Origin of the sequence: Streptomyces sp. NBC_00457, assembly GCF_036014015.1 — a bacterium.
Taxonomy (GTDB): domain Bacteria; phylum Actinomycetota; class Actinomycetes; order Streptomycetales; family Streptomycetaceae; genus Streptomyces.
In genome coordinates this window covers 7656100-7672717 of the sequence record NZ_CP107905.1, presented here as the reverse complement: position 1 = coordinate 7672717, position 16618 = coordinate 7656100, and the positions used below count along the sequence as shown (strand labels likewise).

Here is a 16618-nt window from a genome sequence, read left to right as displayed (position 1 = left end):
GGACGCGACGGCGGCCCTCGCCTTTCCTCGCCCCGCCGCATCCCTACAGCCCCCGCACCGCCCGTGCCACCCGCGTCCCCGCCCGCGCCCTCGGCCTGCTGTCCGCGGCGCGCCTGCGCGGATGCACCGCGTTCGCCAGCAGCACCAGAAACGTGTCCGTCGCCGGATCCAGCACCAGCGACGTCCCCGTGAACCCCGTATGCCCGGCCGCCCCCTCCCCCGCCAGCTCCCCCATGAACCACGGCTGATCCACCGCGAAGCCCAGCCCGGGCGGCGTCAGCAGCAGCTCCACGAAGTCGGGACCGAGGATGCGCGCGGGACCGTAGGAACCGCCCGCAAGCAGCGCCCGGCAGAACACGGCCAGATCCCGCCCCGTCGAGAACAGACCCGCATGACCGGCCACCCCGCCCAGCGCCCAGGCGTTCTCGTCGTGGACGACCCCCCGCAGCATCCCCCGGTCCACCTTTGCCCACGGCCGACGCTGATCCTCCGTGGCCGCCGCATCGGGGCGGGGGCCATAGCCCGTCGCCGTCATCCCCAGCGGACGCGTGATGCCGTCGCGGATCAGGACATCGAGCGCACGGCCCGTGATGCGTTCCAGCACCTGCTGGAGCAGCAAGGGATTCAGATCGGAGTAGCAGTACGTGCCGGGCACTCCGACCGGCGCCTCCGCCCGCAGCAGCGCCAGCCGTTCGGGCGCGTCGGCGCAGTCGTACAGCGGGAGTTCGGGCCGCAGCCCGGAGGTGTGGGTGAGCAGCTGCCGCACGGTGATGCCGTGCGCGGCGGCGGCCGTGAAGTCGGGCAGATACGCACCCACGCGCGCGTCGATGCCGAGCGTCCCCCGCTCGATCTGCTGCACGGCGGCGACGGCCGTGAACAGCTTGGTCAGGGAGGCGAGGTCGAAGGGGGTGCCGGTCGTCATGGGGACCCGTTCGGACGACGGCAGCTCCACGCCCGCGTCGGCCTCGGCGTCGTAGCCCTCGTACCGTACGGCCCACCCCACCGCCTCCTCGACGGCGATGACCGGCCCGCGCCCGGCGACCACGACGGCGCCCGCCGCCCAGGGGCGTTCACCGGTGGTGAGGCCGCTCACCTCACGGACGAGGCGGCTCAGTTCCCCGGGGTCGAGTCCGGCCCGTTCCGCTGTGCCGTTGCGCAGTCTCGGCGCGCTCAGCTCCCTGCTCCCTCCGAATCCGTACGCGTGTTCCAAGGACGGCACATTCCCACGAAGCAGGCCAGTGCCACCAGTGCGGCCGCCAGTTGGACGACGGCCATCGGGACGGCGGTGTCCTCCCCGGCGACACCGACCAGCGGGGAGGCGATCGCGCCGACGAGGAAGGAGGTCGTGCCGAGCAGCGCGGAGGCGGAGCCTGCGGCGTGCCGGGTCCGCATGAGGGCGAGGGCCTGGGTGTTCGGCAGGGTGATGCCCATCGCGGACATCAGCACGAACAGCGCGGCGGCCACCGGCACCAGCCCCACCTCGCCGAACACGTCGAGCGACATCACCAGCAGCGCGGTCGCGGCGGCGATGACGATCACCAGCCCGACGGCCAGCACCTTGTCGAGGTCGACCCGCCCGACCAGCACCTTCCCGTTGAGCTGGCCGACGGCGATCAGCCCGACCGAGTTGATCCCGAACAGCACGCTGAACGTCTGCGGCGAGGCCCCGTAGATCTCCTGGATCACGAACGGCGAGGCGGCTATGTAGGCGAAGAGGGAGGCGAAGGCGAAGCCGCCCGCGATCATGTAGCCGGAGAAGGCGCGGTCGGCGAGCAGCCGCCGCATCGAGCGCAGGGCCTCGCCCACCCCGCCGTCGTGCCGTTCGCCGGGCGGCAGCGTCTCCGGCAGCTTCGCCCAGACGACGGCGGCCAGCGCCACGCCCACGACCGTGAGCACGACGAACACGCCCCGCCAGTCGGTCACTTGCAGGATCTGCCCGCCGATCAGCGGCGCCACGATCGGCGCGACCCCGGAGATCAGCATGAGGGTGGAGAGGAAGCGGGCCATGTCCATGCCGTCGTACAGATCCCGTACGACCGCCCGCGCGATCACGATCCCGGCCGCGCCCGCGAGCCCCTGCACCAGCCGGAAGGCGACCAGCGTCTCGACGGTGGGGGCGAACGCGCACAGTGCGGTGGCGACGACGTAGACCGCGAGACCGATGAGCAGCGGGCGCCGCCGCCCCCATTTGTCGCTCATCGGTCCGACGACCAGCTGCCCGAGCGCCATGCCGGCCAGACAGCCGGTGAGCGTGAGCTGGACGGTCGCGGCGGACGCGTGCAGGGACTCGGTGACCTGCGGCAGCGCCGGGAGGTACATGTCCATGGTCAGCGGCGGCACGGCGGTCATTCCGCCGAGGATGAGGGTGACGAGCATGCCGGTGCGGCGCACAGCACGGACGGCCGGTTCCGGCTTCGGTGCCGGTACGGCCGCCTGCGTCTCGTTCTGCGTCTCGTTCGATGTTTTCGATGTGGCTGCCCTGGATGCCCCACGTTCGGGCATGCGCCCCTCCCTCTCCTTGCGATACGGCCCCTATGCTCTCAGTTCGAACACAGTGGCTGGGGTCACACGAACGAGGGCGGGACGGGATGACGGCGGAGAACGTGCGGTGGGGGATCCTCGCGACGGGCGGGATCGCGGCCGCGTTCACGGCGGATCTGGTGGATCTGCCGGACGCGGACGTGGTGGCGGTGGCCTCGCGCTCCGCGGACTCGGCGAAGGCGTTCGCGGAACGGTTCGGGATCCCCCGGGCGTACGGCGACTGGGCCTCCCTCGCGGCCGACGAGGACATCGATGTCGTGTACGTCGCCACCCCGCACGCGGCACACCGGGCCGCCGCCGGTCTCTGTCTGGAGGCCGGGCGGAACGTGCTGTGCGAGAAGGCGTTCACGCTGAACGTGCGCGAGGCCGAGGAGCTGGTCGCGCTGGCGCGGGCGCGCGGGAGCTTCCTGATGGAGGCCATGTGGATGTACTGCAATCCCGTGATCCGGCGGCTGAAGGCCCTCGTCGACGACGGCGGGATCGGCGAAGTACGCACCGTGCAGGCCGACTTCGGCCTTGCGGGCCCCTTCCCGCCCTCGCACCGCCTCCGCGACCCCGCACAGGGCGGCGGCGCGCTGCTCGACCTCGGGGTGTACCCGGTGTCATTCGCGCAGCTGCTGCTCGGGGAGCCGTCGGACATCGCGGCGCGAGCAGTGCTCTCGGACGAGGGCGTCGATCTCCAGACGGGTGCGCTGCTCTCGTGGGAGAGCGGCGCTCTTGCTTCGGTGCACTGCTCCGTCGTCGGCGGTACGTCCGTCTCCGCGTCGGTCACCGGCTCGCAGGGCCGCATCGACATCCCGTACGGCTTCTTCCACGCCGACCGCTTCGTCCTGCACCGCGACGGCCGTGAACCGGAGGTGTTCGCCCACGACACGGCCGCCGACCCGCACAACAGCCTCAAGTACGAGGCCCGTGAGGTGATGCGGGCCCTGCGGGCCGGCGAGACCGAGTCCTCGCTCGTTCCGCTCGACGGCACCCTCGCCGTGATGCGGACGCTCGACGCGATACGGGACCGCATCGGCGTCCGCTACCCCGGTGAGGGCGAGGCCGACCGGGAAGCCGCACCGGCCGTCACACCGGCGTGAGCCCCGGCGAGGGCAACGCCCCGGCGCCTACACCGGCTTGAGCCCCGGCGCCCTCGCCTCCGTCACGAAGGACGCGGCGGTCGTCACCGGTGCGCCCGGCGTCGTCGCGTAAGCCAGCGTCTTGAAGTCGGCCCGCGCCGACTCCCGGCCCAGCGCGACCGTCGCATAGCCGCGCAGCCCGTTGTAGAACTTCATGTGCGGGTTGGCGGCCAGGTAAGTGGCCCAGTTGGCGGGCTTCTCGGAGCCGTTGCCGCCGCTGGCGATCGAGGTGGCGACGATCTCCGTGCCCACGGTCGGTGAGTCGGGGTCGGCGAAGTCCCGCTTGATGTCGAAGCCGTAGCCCACGTGGACGTCGCCGGTGAGGACCATGAGGTTCTCGATCCCGGCCGCCTCCGCGCCCGCGAGAACGCGCTCGCGGGAGGCCGGGTAACCGTCCCAGGAGTCCATCGAGACCGGGGAGGGCGGCATCGTGGTGTTGTGCCGGCGGGAGAAGGTGACCTGCTGCGGGACCACGTTCCACAGCGCGCGCGAGCGGTGCCAGCCGTCGATCAGCCACTGCTCCTGCGCGTCACCGGTCAGCGTGCGCGCCGGGTCCTCGGACTCGGGCCCGGGCAGCTGCCAGCCGTCGCCGTACGCCTGGTTGGAGCGGTACTGCCGGGTGTCCAGCACATCGAACTGGGCGAGCCGGCCCCAGTGCAGCCGCCGGTAGAGCTGGAGGTCGGGGCCGTCGGGCAGCTGGGGGCGGCGCAGCGGCATGTTCTCCCAGTAGGCGCGGTAGGCGGCGGCCCGGCGGATCAGGAACTCCTCCGGCGGGACGCTGTTCTCCGGGATGTCGTCGGCGTAGTTGTTCTCGGTCTCGTGGTCGTCCCAGGTGACGATGAACGGGTGCGCCGCGTGCGCGGCGGCGAGGTCGGCGTCCGACTTGTACAGCGCGTACCGCAGCCGGTAGTCCTCCAGCGTCACCGTCTCGCGGTTGAGCAGGTCGGGCAAGGTGCCCGCCGGGTAGGCGCGGGCGCCGCCGACGGAGCTGACCGGGTACTCGTAGAGGTAGTCGCCGAGGTGGAAGACGAGGTCCACGTCGTCCTCGGCGAGATGCCGGTAGGCGGTGAAGTAGGCCTGGTCGTAGCGCTGGCAGGAGACCACGCCGAAGGTCAGCGCGGAGACCTTGCTGCCGAGGCCGGGAGCGGTCCGGGTGCGGCCGACCGGACTGACCCAACGGCCCACCCGGAAGCGGTAGTAGTACACACGGCCCTCGTCCAGGCCGTCGACCGCGACATGCACGGTGTGGTGGAACTCGGGGTGCGCGATCGCCGCACCACGTCTGGCGATCCGACGGAACTTCTCATCACGCGCCACCTCCCACTGGACGGTGACACGCGCGGCGGGCAGACCGCTGTCCGGCTGAAACGGTGCGGGCGCCAGCCGCGTCCACAGAAGTACGGACCCGGGCTGCGGGTCGCCGGAAGCGACGCCGAGCGTGAACGGGTCCTCGACGATCTGCGCCGCGTCGAGCTCAGCGGCACTGGCGGTGCCTCCGGCAGGCAGATTCACCGCGAACGCGAGCGCGGCAGCCGCGCCGGTGACGGTCAGAAAACGACGACGGCCCAAGTGGCGGGCGACGGCACGGAGTTCGGGGGTGTGCTGGGACATCCTGGTCCTCCCCTGGCAATGGGATGCAGGACGATTGGAGTGACCCAGAACGACCCCCGCTTGGCACGTACACAACACCCAGATGACGACCCAATGAGACTCCGGTTCGACAGCGCCCCGTCAGGGGCGCGGGGCTGTATCGATATGCGGCTCCGCCGCGTGGGCGCGACCAGCCACAACGAACCCGCAGACGACCAACGACCAACAGCGGCACTACTACGCTCCGGCCCCATGAACGCCACGCAAACGACCACGCAACCCGGCAACGGAACCCGCATCGCCGTAGTCACCGGCGCCGGCTCCGGCATCGGCCGAGCAGTAGCCGTAGAACTACTGCGCACCGGCTGGTCCGTGGCCCTGGCCGGAAGACACCCCGAGACCCTGACGGAAACGGCCGCACTCGCACCCGAGGCCGCCGCCCTCACCGTACGGACGGACGTGTCACAACCGGAGGACGTCACCGCCCTGTTCACCGCGGCCAAGGACCGGTTCGGACGGGTGGACCTGCTGTTCAACAACGCGGGAACGTTCGGCCCCGGCGGCGTACCGGTGGAAGACCTGCCGTACGACGCCTGGCGCCACGTCGTGGACACCAACCTCAACGGAGCGTTCCTGTGCGCGCAGGCGGCGTACCGCGAGATGAAGACCCAGGACCCACAGGGCGGCCGAATCATCAACAACGGGTCGATTTCCGCCCATACACCCCGCCCGCACTCCGTCGCCTACACGGCGACCAAGCACGCGCTGACCGGCCTGACGAAGTCACTGTCGCTGGACGGGCGGCCGTACAACATCGCGGTCGGGCAGATCGACATCGGCAACGCGGCGACGGACATGACGGCCCGGATGCGGACGGGGGCGCTGCAGGCGAACGGCGAGGTCGCACCGGAACCCGTGATGGACGTGGCCGATGTGGCGCGCACGGTGCGGCACATGGCGGAGCTGCCGCTGGAGGCGAACGTGCAGTTCGCGACGGTGCTGGCGACGGCGATGCCGTACGTCGGACGCGGCTGAGCACACCACCCGAGGGCACTCCTGGCGCATTCCTGGCGCACCCCCAGCCCACAGGCTTCACAACGTGCACAACCGGAATGTGACAGTCCGCTGCATTGCGGCCGGTGGGAGGCTTATGCTCAACTCCTCTCCACAAGAGCTTCACAGTCGGAGCGTTCAGCTCCCGTCAGCCACTGTGAGGGGGGACAGGGGGGACATGGCAGCTGTTCCACGGCACCGGGCTGGGGGGCGGCCTCGCGCGGGACCGCGAGGTGCTCACCGAACCGTGGAACGGCTGCCATAAGGCCGGTTCGCTCACCGCCCCAGAATGCCGTCGATCTCGGCCAACTGGGCGGCGGTCAGCGGCCCTTGGGCGAGCGCGCCGGCGTTCTGCTCGGCCTGGGCGACCGTACGGAACCCCGGGATCGGCACGGTGCGCGGACTGCGCGCCCAGACCCAGGCGAGGGCGCCCTGGGCGAGCGTACGGCCGCCACTGGTGAGGATGTCCTTGAGCGCGTCGACCCGCTGGACCCACTCCGGGTCCGCGCCCGCACCCTGCGAGAAGCCCGGCAGCCAGGCGGGCGGGGCGCTGCGGATGTCCCCGGCCTCAAGCGCCTGCCCGGCGGCCCGCTTCCCGGTCAGCAACCCCATCGCCAGCGGACTCCGGTTGATGCTGGCAAGCCCCAACTCCTCGCACAGAGCGAGCATTTCGGGCGCGTCCTGAAGGATGTTGAGCCGATGCTGTACGGCGGCACAGTGCGCGCCCTCCGCGAAGACGGCGGCGCGGGCGGGATCGTCGGTGCTCCAGGCGTACGACCGTATGAGCCCCTCACTCACGAACTCCTCGCACGCCTCCCGGAGTTCGGCGGCCTTCTCGGGGTCGGCGTCGGAGAGGTGCAGCTGGTAGAGGTCGACGTAGTCGGTGTCGAGGCGGCGCAGTGAGGCGGTCAGGGCGCGGCGGGCGTACGCCGGGGAGTCGTCACTGCCGGTGAGGGTGCGGGTCTCCTCGTCGAAGATGTTGCCCCACTTGGTGGCGAGGACCACGTCGGCGCGGCGCTTGCCGAGCGCGCGGCCGAGGACGCGCTCACTGTGCCCCGCGCCATAGGTGTCGGCGGTGTCGAAGAAGGTGACGCCGAGGTCGAGTGCGCGCCGGACGGCCCGCACGGACTCCTCGTCGTCGACCGCGCCCCAGCCGAGCGGCTGCCCGTCCGGGTCCTGCCACTCACCGCCGATGGCCCAGCAGCCGAAGCCGAGAGCGCTGACTTCGATGCCGGTGCGGCCGAGGGTCCTGGTGTGCGAGATCGTCTCCATGACCCGGGACGCTATGGGTTGGAGCGCACTCTAGGGCAAGGGCTTTCTGAGCGGAACTTCGTTGCAGTATCAGGGTCCGTTCACGCCTGGCCGGTCTCGAAGCGCCGGATCTTGCCGCTGTCGTCGACGTCGAACCGCCACCGGGTGCGCATCTCGCCCCAGGTGTCGTTGCTGTAGCGGGCGACGAGAGCACGGCCGCCGTCGGACTCGCGGTCGACCTCCATGTGGCCGTGGGAGTCGAAGATCTCCCGGTTGATCCAGTCATCGAGGTCACGGTCGGAGCCGTCGTCCGCCATCGTCGCGTCCGGGGTGAGGAGCGCGAGGAACGCGTCGCGGTCGTGCGCGTTGACGGCGCTGACGAAGTCCCGGACGGCCGGGTCGCTGAGGTTCTTGGGCTGAATCGTCATGACTGCCAGACAAACACCGCGACCCGGACCGCGCCACCCGTACGGCGGTCCGGGGAGGCCGGGTGGGTGTCATCGGTGGGACGGTGGAAACCCGTGGGACTGTCCTTGATGCCTGCTCCGGGAGTGACCGTGACCTGTTATGACCGACGCGACCTGGGCCTGCTGCTGCTCCGGCTGGGTACCGGCGGAGTGCTGGCCGCGCACGGCGCGCAGAAGCTGTTCGGCTGGTTCGGCGGACACGGGATCGAGGGGACCGGCCAGTTCATGGAGTCCGTCGGCTACCGGCCCGGCAAGGCGAGCGCCACGGCGGCGGGGCTCGCGGAGTGGGGTGGCGGCACGCTGCTGGCGCTCGGCCTGGCCACCCCGGCGGCGGGCGCGGCGGCGGCCGGCGGGATGGCGGGCGCGGCCGCGGTGCACACACCCAACGGCTTCTTCAACCAGGAGGGCGGCTACGAGTACGCCGCGACCCTGGCCCTGGCCGCGACCGGCCTCGCGGTCACGGGCCCCGGCCGCCTCTCCCTCGACCACGCGCTCGGTCATGTCGTCGACCGCGGCTGGATGGTCCCGGCGGCGCTCGGGGCGACGGCGGCGATGACAGCGGTGGTGGTGGGGATGCGGAACAAGCGGCTGGCGGAGGCGGAGAAGGAAGAGCAGGCGGAACAGTTCGGGGAGCAGGACGCCCTGTTCGGGGAGTAGGAGGGTCTACTCACGGAACAGCCACGGCATGCCATGCCAAGCTGCCCACATGACTGATCAGTGCGCCTCCACCGAGACCTCCGCCGACCTCTGGACCGACATCGACGCCCTGTGGACCTGGCTGGACGAGAACCGCGCACACGGCGGCCAGGAAGGCCTGCTGCTGCGCATGCTCAAGCTGTCGGAGGAGGTCGGCGAGGTCGCCCAGGCGGTGATCGGCGCGACCGGCCAGAACCCGCGCAAGGGGACGACCCACACCTGGGACGACGTCCAGTCGGAACTCTGCGACGTGGTCATCACGGCACTGGTGGCGCTGCGCACGCTGACTCCGGACACGCGCGAGGTGTTCACGCGGCATCTGGCGAGGGTGAAGGAGCGTTCGCTGGGAGCGTCCTGAGCGTCGACTCGACTGATCGGCGACGACTCGGCTGATCGGCGAAGACGCGCTGAACGATCAACCGGCGGAGGAAAGGGCGGTGGACGCGTCGCCCTTGGACGCGCGGAGGCTGTTGGGCATACCTCCAGGCTCTCGGCGCTTCGCGGGGCGATCGTCGTGCGGCCGGAGGAAACCGCCGTACATCCTTCGATGCAGCCGACCGGGAACGGCGCTGTCGCGAAAGGGCGGCCGTCAGTCCTGGCGGGGTTCGAGCGCGAGGGAAGTCGCGGGCCCGGGACTCGCGCACGAATCGCCCCCGCGCCAGCTGCTCGCGGAACGAAGGCGCCCCGGCCCTACGCCGCCCCGACCGTTGGTCATCGACCGCCGGTCGTCAGGTCACCAGCCCGTGCCGGTAGGCGTAGACGACGGCTTGGACGCGGTCGCGGAGGCCGAGCTTGGTGAGGATGCGGGAGACGAACGTCTTGACGGTCTCCCGGCTGATCATCAGGGCCGCGGCGATCTCGCTGTTGGACAGGCCGTCCGCGATCAGGCGCAGGACCTCCAGTTCGCGGGGGGTCAGCGGAATGTTCTGGGCCGGGCCGTCCTCGGCGGGACGGATACGGGCGGCGTACTTGCCCACCAGTTGACGTGTCACCTCGGGGTCCAGCAGGGCGGCGCCCATGGCCACGGTGCGGATGCCGTGGAGCAGCCGGTCGGGGGGCGCGTCCTTGAGCAGGAACCCGCTGGCCCCGGCGCGCAGCGCCTCGTAGACGTACTCGTCGAGGTTGAACGTCGTCACCACGAGCACCTTGGCGGGGTGCGGCACCCCGGACCCGGCCAGCAGCCGGGTGGCCCCGATGCCGTCGAGTCCCGGCATACGGATGTCCATCACGACGACGTCCGGACGCAGCCGGCGGACGAGATCGACGGCGGCCTGTCCGTCGCCGCACTCGCCGGCCACCTCCATGTCGGGCTGGGCGTCGATGATCGTCACCAGCCCAGTGCGGATCAGTAGTTGGTCGTCGCAGACCACGACCCGGATCGGCACTGTCACGAGGGGGCCTTTGCGGGGATGCGTGCCCGCACCACGAACCCGCCGCCCGTGCGCCGACCCGCGCTGAACTCGCCACCCAGGACGTCGACCCGCTCCCGCAGCCCGGCCAGGCCGCGTCCGCTGCCGCCGGGGGATGTCGCCCGCGAGCCGGATGCCTCCGTAGTGACTTCCACGGTTATCTCCTTGTCGCCGTGGCGCACCATAACCGAAGTGCGAATGCCGTGGGCGTACTTGAGGGCGTTCGTCAGGGCTTCCTGCACCACCCGGTAGGCCACCAGGTGGGCGCTGCCGGTGGACTCCGGCGGGGTGCCCTCCTCGGTGAACTCCACCGGCTGGCCCGCCCTGCGCGTCTGTTCCACCAGGGTGCCGAGGGTGCCGGCCTGCGGGGTCATGTCCTCGGTCGGCTGCGGGCTGTGATCGGGGTTGAGCAGGTCGAGCAGGTGCCGCAGGTCGCCGATGGCCTGCCGGCCGGTTTCCGAGACGGCGGTCAGGGCTTGTTCGAGGCGCTCGGGAGCGGAGGTCAGATAGCGGGCCGCCTCGGTCTGCACGACCATCGCCGTCACATGGTGGGTCACCACGTCGTGCAACTCGCGGGCGATACGGGTGCGTTCGGCGGTGCGGGTCTCCTCGGCGACGCGGCGCCGGCGGTCGGCTTCCGCGATGCGGGCGGCGCGCAGCCACGCCCCCATGCCCCAGACCAGGGCCGTCGCCACGTAGAACATCACGAACCCGCTCGTCGACTCGCCCGAGCCGAGCCGGGAGAGGACGACGGCCAGCGGTACGTACGCCACGGAGAGGGCGAGGGCGGTGGCGCGGCGGTGCTGTTCCACCCGGGACCCGGCACCCAGCAGCGCGAGGGCCAGCGCCGTACCGGCCAGCGAGTGGTAGCCGAGCAGTTGGTCCAGGGCGAAGCCCACCGACACCAGTGCCACGCAGGCCACCGGCCATCGGCGGCACATCATCAGCGGGAGGCTCTCCAGGGCGATGACCACTACGGCCAGCCCGTCCCAGGGCCGGTTCGGGACGCCGCCGAGTTGTGTGCCGTGGCTCTGCAGCGAGGGGAGGAACGACGCGGCCAGCAGCAGCGGGCCGAGGACGAGGTACCAGGCCGTCACGTCGAACTGGAGCCACTGGCCCGGGGTCCGGCGGACCCGGATGCGGAGGAGGGCTCTCCGGAGGGCGATCACCGGACGAGCCTAGTGGCGGCGTCGTTCCGGTCGGCGCGTCGGCGGGGCACCACGTGGCCGCGCCGGTGGGCCAGCCACATGAACGCGATCGTCACGAGCACGCCGAACAGGATCGCGTACACACTTCCCTCCGGGCCGAAGTCGCCGCCGGTGAGCAGTTCCGGGCCCGACATCGAGGAGTTCAGCAGGCCCTGCGGGGTGTCGTTGCCGGAGACCTCGGTGCTGAAGATGCCGGACGCGGCGAAGTTCCAGCCGAAGTGCACGCCGATCGGCACCCAGAGCCTGCGGGTGGCGACGTACGCGGCGGTGAGCATGCCGCCGGCCTCGACCGCGATGGCGAAGGCGCCCCACAGGCTCGCGTTCGGGCCCGGCGGCCCGTGCGGCCTTTGGGGCCTATGCGGCCTGTGCGGTGACGCGCTGGATGGCCTTGACGGCGATGTCCGGGCGGTCGACGTGGATGTAGTGGCCGGTCCCCGGAGCGGTGCTGAGCTTGCTGCGGGAGGACAGCGCGCGCCACTGCTGCTGGCCCTTGGACCACATCTGTTCCAGCGCGGGCCCGTACTCGGGGACCTCGGCGTACTGGGACTCGTGCTTGATGATCTGCACCGGGATCTTCCCGGCGGAGCGGACCTTCGTGTCGGCGATGATGAACTGCTCCGGGTTCTGGCCCTCGTTGACCGCCATGGTCTGGTCGCGCAGTTCGGCCGCCATGCCGGTGGCCGACTCGGGGATCGCCTTCGAAATGCCGGCGGTCAGCGCAGGGATGGTGGCGTCCATGAGCACCAGTCCCTTGATCCGGTCCGGGTGGCCGGGGGCGTACCGGGCGGCGATGTACCCGCCCAGCGAATGGCCGGCCAGGACGACGGAGCGGTCACCGGCGAGGCGGTCCAGAACGCCGGTGAGGATCTTGGCGCTGTCGTCGATGGTCTGGGTGCCCTTCGGCTGGTCGCTCTTGCCTTCGCCGAGCCGGTCGTAGGAGCAGACCCGGCCCTTCTCACTCAGTGTCTTCTGCAGGCCGGCCATGGTGTCCAGTCCGTCGCCGCCGCCGGCCATCAGCATGACGAGTGGCTTGCCCTCCGTCGCATCGCCCGAGCAGGAGACGTTTACGGAGTGCTTTCCGAGCCGGATCTTCTTGGTGCCGGAGAAGTTGTCCCCGTCCCGGCCCTCGTCCCCGAGGTTCTTCTCCGCGGTCTCCTCGGTGACCTTGCCGGTGGTCTCCTCGGTGACCTTCTCAGCGGTCGACACGGGTCCGTCGCAGGCGATGAGCGCGGCGCCGACCACGACGGAGGAGAGTGCGGCGATGGCGGTTGCCTTGATCCTGCGGTTCATCCCTTGCCTCCAAAAAGCGGTGCGCATTTCAAATGCGGTGTGTATTTCAAAGCGGTGTCTGTTTCGGGGCTCTGCGGCCACGACCAGAACGCTATGGAAAGCCAGGCACGAAATCGTCACTCCCTGGCGCGCACTTGCGTGTGGCTCACGAGGGGGACAAGCGGGGCTTCGGGCGCAGTCGCACGCGCCACGTGGAACTGACGGACGAGTTCATCGCCGACCGCACACCCCGACCGTGGCCCTGCGACAGTTCCTCGCACACCTCGTCCAAGGCCTCGTACCGCACCACGGCTACAGCGACCTCAACATCCATACACTGTGGTCGCTCAGCAGATCCGACCCAACCTGCTGCAATCAGGCGCGGCAGCCTGGGCAACTGCTCGACCGGCTCCCCGTGATGTTGGATAGCCGTGAGCTCTCGTCGAGCGGGCGAGGGGAGTTGGAAAGCATCCGGTACGCGATCCGCCTCGCCGAGGCGTGAGAGGAGCCGCACGGTGTCCGAGGACCTGACCGCGGTTGCCCGTTTCCTGTACGAGGCAGGCACGCTGAAGAACACCGCTCGCACCGGATGGTGGATGGCAGGCGTGCAGCACCCCGAGTCAGTAGCCGAGCACTCATGGCGTACCGCCCTCATCGCAACGATCATCGCGAAGCTGGAGGGCGCCGACCCCGCCCGGGCGGCGTTCCTCGCCGTCTGGCACGACTCCCAAGAGACCCGTACCGGAGACGTCAACCACCTCGGCAAGAAGTACACCATCGGAGAGGCCGACCCTCGTGACATCACAGCCGACCAGGTGGCGGGCATGCCGGAGCTCCTTGCCGAAGCCGTGCGCCACCTGGTCGCTGAGTACGAGGCCAAGGAGTCCCTGGAAGCGATCTGCGCACGGGACGCCGACAAGCTGGAGTGCATGATCCAGGGCATCGAGTACCGGGACCAGGGCTACGCCAACGCCCAGCGGTGGATCGACAACAGCCGGGGGCGGCTCGTCACGAAGACGGGCCAGGCTCTCGCTGACGCGGTGCTGGACACAGGGTCGTTGGACTGGCTGCGCGCGGCACTGGGTGAGAAGCAGAGTTGATGTCGAGCGTTGCGGCTCTTCCGCCGAGCGCTCGGCCCTCACTTGGCGGTGACCTTCTTGAGGCGGTCGCGGCGCGAGGGGTCCGCCTCATCACCGGGCTCCGGTGACTTGTGGTGCGCGGACCACCAATATCCTCGAGCCTCGCCAACGCCTTCAGGTGAGCGTGCGCAAACTCCACTCCACACAGCCGATGTCATTGCGATCGAGGCCGTCCCGCCGGGTGCCAACGCGTCTGGCGAGTGGGCGGAGACACCACGGCGTCCAAAATCGATCTGCGTCAACTGGCCCGTGCACTAACGTGGTTACCCGCTGCGCACCTTCCCGGAGGGTACGTCGGCGGTGTTCCAGGTGCCGGTCCTCGGCGATGAGCGACGAGTGGTCTCCACCGCGTGTTTCACACGGTGTGACTGCGGATGCCCGGTAGGGCGATCCCTGCCATTCCCAGCTCACGCTCAGGAGTGGAAACCGATGAACCCCGTTGAGTACAAGCTTGCACGTCGTGACCGGATTCGTCAGATTCTGGTCGACGTCGCGGTGGGAGTCATCATCAATCTGATGGTGACGGCCCTTACCGTGGTAGCGCGCCTGGTCTTCTGACCGGCAGGTGGCGGGCCCGGGAGCCCGCCACTCCACCTACCGTGCACCGTTTCAGAAAAGGCGCATCTCTCCGGGCGGAGCGTCCTTCTTCTGACGCTTCCTGCGGCGGCGCCCTCCTCGGCCGGGACGGGGCAGATGTGGCTGTCGCGCCTGCTCCGGCAGGTTCTCCCAGGTGGGTCGCAGACCGTGGATCGCAACGTCGCCGACGAGTCCCTTCAGGTAGTCCCGGGTCTCCTCGTCCGTGGAGTAGAGCACGGTCGCCCGGCTCGCCCGGGTCATCAGCACGTGGTACGCGTGCCGGACGAGGCGGGCGAACTCGTCATCGTGCACGCTCTTCGGCTTCACCTTGGGATCGAACGACCCGGGAACGGCTACCCGCTTGACGCCCGCCTCCTTGTCCGCCCTCTCCTTGCCCCGGCGGAACACCCAGCGATCGCCGCGGCGCACCATGTCCTCACCCATGATCACGCCGCACCAGTCCCACTCCAGACCCTGCGCGGTGTACACACACCCGATCTGGCCGAGGCCGTTCTCGTGCACGGACCAGATCTTGGAAGGCGGGACGGTCTTGTTCTCGCAGAAGGAATCACTGTCCGCGTTCCACGGCCGATGCCAGTCACCGATCCGGACGTCGGGCTCAAGTCGCTTCTCCTTGCCCAGGGGCTTCGTCCAGGGCCAGCAGTATCCGGCGACCATGCGTGCGGACGCTCCCGCCCCGGCCTCGGAACGGATGATCCGCTCGAGTTCCGCCGGGCTGTCCACGACCTCGACATGCATCAGTCCGTCCGGGGTCCACGGCTCCGACTCCGCGTCGGACACTCCCAGCGCACCGCGCACCCAGCGGATGTAGGCGTCGCTGCCGCCGCACCGAAACTGTTCCCGCAGGCGCCAACGGACCAGGTGGGCGTCGTAGCGCCGTGCCGCGTCCTCCACGAGAGCGGCGGTACCGACCTCCTGCGGGCGCACGGACTGACCCTCGTCGAGGAAGAACACCGTCAACCGGGAGGCGTCGAGAAGCTCGTCCACCTGAGGCTTGGTGCCCCAGTCCTCGGGTTTCCAGAAGCGGTTGGTGGAGCGGTCGCGCAGGCGGTGGGCCTCGTCGCAGATCAGCACGTCCAGCGGCGGGTCGGGCGGGGTGACGAAGTTACTGAAGTAGGTGAAGGTCTCCTTGAACTCCCGGTCGCCGAAGCCGACATGCTCCTGGAGAGCGCCGTTGAAGGCCCTGCTACCGCTCGCGTACTTGACCGTGCGGCCCGCCGCCTCCAGTTCAGCCTTGAGCTGGAGTCCGATGGCGCTCTTGCCCGTACCGGCACCGCCCGTGACCAGGAACACCACCCGTCCTTCATCGGGGATGAGCGTGGGCCGCTGGGGATCGGGAAGCACCTTGGCGGCCGTGTCGAGGATCTGGTCCGAGACCTTCTTTTGACGGCCGCGCAGGGTGAAGACCGTGTCCTCGCCGCTGGAGCGGATCATGGCGTCGAGCAGCGGGGTATTGCGCAGACCCATGCTCCGCAGCAGGATCTCGGCCGCCGAGTCGGCACCGTCGGCGGCGAAGCTGCTCCTCAAGTCCGACAGCAGCTGGGGGCGGCGGTCGTTCGTGTAGACACGCGCGTAGGAACCGGTCGGCGCGTCCACGCCGACCAGCGGAAGCACCGAGGCGTCGGTGGCGTTGTGCATATAGGCGAAGCCGCCGCACTCGAAGTCCAGTCCGTACAACGGACCTCTGTCACTCGTGAACGCCTCGTAATATTCGCGCAGTTGCAGCGCAGGATGCTTCTTCTCCCCCATGCCGGGGACATGCACCAGCTCGGCGGTGGCTCGCTCCACCCGGGTCACCGTCGACCACCGCTTCAGCTCGACGAGTTGGACGGACAGCCCGTTCTCCTCGGGATGATGGCCCACGAGGACGACGTCTATGAGCCTCGGGTCCCCGGCGCGGTCGATCTCGTCGAGCGTGGCCGCGCACTCGACGACCATTTCGACGTTCCCACGGTCGGCGGCAACCAGATCCTCGGCAAGATGAACCAGGCTCTCTGCCCAGGCGGAACGTTCGGTCAACGAAGCGTCGGTGCTGAGGAAGTGCTTCCACCTCGCGGCGAGGTGGGGCACCATACGGCGTCTTGAGTTCAGGTTCAGCAGATCCCGCGCTGCCAGTTTCAGCAGGAGCATGGACACGAGGTGGATCCCCCAGGGCACGAGTGACTCGTGCGGATGGGGGCATGTCCACGTGGGGAAGCCCGTCGGGCCGCAATGACGCCTGGGATCTTAGACAAGTGACGTCCCGTCCCGGCGCATATGACACATCGGTCGGCT

At 69.9% G+C, this 16618-nt stretch carries 15 protein-coding genes and 1 pseudogene; 6 read left to right on the top strand and 10 right to left on the bottom strand.

Features of this window, described 5'->3' with window-relative positions; genetic code table 11:
• Nucleotides 1–43: 43 nt before the first annotated feature.
• Both OG828_RS35030 and OG828_RS35025 read right to left on the bottom strand, forming a co-directional pair.
• Nucleotides 44–1219, bottom strand: a complete 1176-nt coding sequence (locus tag OG828_RS35030; RefSeq protein ID WP_328440991.1) for a serine hydrolase domain-containing protein — start codon at nt 1217–1219, stop codon at nt 44–46.
• A complete protein-coding gene (locus OG828_RS35025) occupies nt 1171–2502 on the bottom strand; it encodes a multidrug effflux MFS transporter (protein WP_328365798.1) in 1332 nt (443 codons plus the stop codon). The genes OG828_RS35030 and OG828_RS35025 overlap by 49 nt, the downstream gene beginning before the upstream one ends.
• Before the next feature lie 86 nt (nt 2503–2588).
• Here OG828_RS35025 and OG828_RS35020 point away from each other — a divergent pair, with 86 nt between their 5' ends.
• Entirely contained in the window at nt 2589–3626 is a 1038-nt protein-coding gene (locus tag OG828_RS35020) for a Gfo/Idh/MocA family protein (RefSeq protein ID WP_328503438.1), read from the top strand.
• Nucleotides 3627–3653: 27 nt separating this feature from the next.
• Here the strand turns inward: OG828_RS35020 and OG828_RS35015 are convergent, their stop codons facing one another.
• A complete protein-coding gene (locus OG828_RS35015) occupies nt 3654–5276 on the bottom strand; it encodes an alkaline phosphatase D family protein (RefSeq protein ID WP_328503437.1) in 1623 nt (540 codons plus the stop codon).
• Nucleotides 5277–5507: 231 nt separating this feature from the next.
• Here OG828_RS35015 and OG828_RS35010 point away from each other — a divergent pair, with 231 nt between their 5' ends.
• Nucleotides 5508–6290, top strand: coding sequence for an SDR family oxidoreductase (locus OG828_RS35010; protein WP_328503436.1), 783 nt, complete (start codon nt 5508–5510; stop codon nt 6288–6290).
• 294 nt (nt 6291–6584) lie between these two features.
• On the opposite strand, the gene OG828_RS35005 is transcribed toward OG828_RS35010, so the two are convergent.
• On the bottom strand, nt 6585–7580 hold the full coding sequence (locus OG828_RS35005) for an aldo/keto reductase (protein ID WP_328503435.1): 996 nt from the start codon (nt 7578–7580) through the stop codon (nt 6585–6587).
• 80 nt (nt 7581–7660) lie between these two features.
• On the bottom strand, nt 7661–7987 hold the full coding sequence (locus OG828_RS35000) for a nuclear transport factor 2 family protein (RefSeq protein WP_328365784.1): 327 nt from the start codon (nt 7985–7987) through the stop codon (nt 7661–7663).
• A gap of 129 nt (nt 7988–8116) precedes the next feature.
• Here OG828_RS35000 and OG828_RS34995 point away from each other — a divergent pair, with 129 nt between their 5' ends.
• A complete protein-coding gene (locus tag OG828_RS34995) occupies nt 8117–8683 on the top strand; it encodes a DoxX family membrane protein (protein WP_328503434.1) in 567 nt (188 codons plus the stop codon).
• A 49-nt stretch (nt 8684–8732) separates the two neighbouring features.
• Nucleotides 8733–9080, top strand: a complete 348-nt coding sequence (locus OG828_RS34990) for a MazG-like family protein (protein ID WP_328440985.1) — start codon at nt 8733–8735, stop codon at nt 9078–9080.
• Nucleotides 9081–9450: 370 nt separating this feature from the next.
• Here OG828_RS34990 and OG828_RS34985 read toward each other — a convergent pair whose 3' ends face one another.
• The 4 genes and pseudogenes from OG828_RS34985 to OG828_RS34970 form a co-directional block, all read right to left on the bottom strand.
• Nucleotides 9451–10113: a response regulator transcription factor gene (locus OG828_RS34985; protein ID WP_328503433.1), complete on the bottom strand. Its 663-nt coding sequence runs from the start codon at nt 10111–10113 to the stop codon at nt 9451–9453.
• On the bottom strand, nt 10110–11270 hold the full coding sequence (locus OG828_RS34980; RefSeq protein WP_443062524.1) for a sensor histidine kinase: 1161 nt from the start codon (nt 11268–11270) through the stop codon (nt 10110–10112). Before OG828_RS34980 ends, OG828_RS34985 begins: the two co-directional genes overlap by 4 nt.
• Nucleotides 11271–11296: 26 nt before the next feature.
• A pseudogene (locus OG828_RS34975) lies at nt 11297–11665 on the bottom strand (CPBP family glutamic-type intramembrane protease); the annotation flags it as partial.
• Nucleotides 11666–11693: 28 nt separating this feature from the next.
• Entirely contained in the window at nt 11694–12629 is a 936-nt protein-coding gene (locus OG828_RS34970; RefSeq protein ID WP_328503432.1) for an alpha/beta fold hydrolase, read from the bottom strand.
• Nucleotides 12630–13123: 494 nt separating this feature from the next.
• On the opposite strand from OG828_RS34970, the gene OG828_RS34965 reads away from it, so the two are divergent.
• Together OG828_RS34965 and OG828_RS34960 are read left to right on the top strand one after the other, a co-directional pair.
• Nucleotides 13124–13708, top strand: a complete 585-nt coding sequence (locus OG828_RS34965) for an HD domain-containing protein (protein ID WP_328503431.1) — start codon at nt 13124–13126, stop codon at nt 13706–13708.
• 468 nt (nt 13709–14176) lie between these two features.
• A complete protein-coding gene (locus OG828_RS34960) occupies nt 14177–14305 on the top strand; it encodes a DUF6408 family protein (RefSeq protein ID WP_328503430.1) in 129 nt (42 codons plus the stop codon).
• A 51-nt stretch (nt 14306–14356) separates the two neighbouring features.
• On the opposite strand, the gene OG828_RS34955 is transcribed toward OG828_RS34960, so the two are convergent.
• On the bottom strand, nt 14357–16474 hold the full coding sequence (locus OG828_RS34955) for a DUF2075 domain-containing protein (RefSeq protein ID WP_328504997.1): 2118 nt from the start codon (nt 16472–16474) through the stop codon (nt 14357–14359).
• Nucleotides 16475–16618 lie beyond the last annotated feature (144 nt).

Excerpts from the sequence above, each read along its gene's own strand:
- OG828_RS34955 (WP_328504997.1), bottom strand. The coding sequence starts at position 16,474 with ATGCTCCTGCTGAAACTGGCAGCGCGGGATCTGCTGAACCTGAACTCA.
- OG828_RS34990 (WP_328440985.1), top strand. The coding sequence starts at position 8,733 with ATGACTGATCAGTGCGCCTCCACCGAGACCTCCGCCGACCTCTGGACC.
- OG828_RS35025 (WP_328365798.1), bottom strand. The coding sequence starts at position 2,502 with ATGCCCGAACGTGGGGCATCCAGGGCAGCCACATCGAAAACATCGAAC.
- OG828_RS35015 (WP_328503437.1), bottom strand. The coding sequence starts at position 5,276 with ATGTCCCAGCACACCCCCGAACTCCGTGCCGTCGCCCGCCACTTGGGC.
- OG828_RS35000 (WP_328365784.1), bottom strand. The coding sequence starts at position 7,987 with ATGACGATTCAGCCCAAGAACCTCAGCGACCCGGCCGTCCGGGACTTC.
- OG828_RS35010 (WP_328503436.1), top strand. The coding sequence starts at position 5,508 with ATGAACGCCACGCAAACGACCACGCAACCCGGCAACGGAACCCGCATC.
- OG828_RS34970 (WP_328503432.1), bottom strand. The coding sequence starts at position 12,629 with ATGAACCGCAGGATCAAGGCAACCGCCATCGCCGCACTCTCCTCCGTC.
- OG828_RS35005 (WP_328503435.1), bottom strand. The coding sequence starts at position 7,580 with ATGGAGACGATCTCGCACACCAGGACCCTCGGCCGCACCGGCATCGAA.
- OG828_RS35020 (WP_328503438.1), top strand. The coding sequence starts at position 2,589 with ATGACGGCGGAGAACGTGCGGTGGGGGATCCTCGCGACGGGCGGGATC.
- OG828_RS34960 (WP_328503430.1), top strand. The coding sequence starts at position 14,177 with ATGAACCCCGTTGAGTACAAGCTTGCACGTCGTGACCGGATTCGTCAG.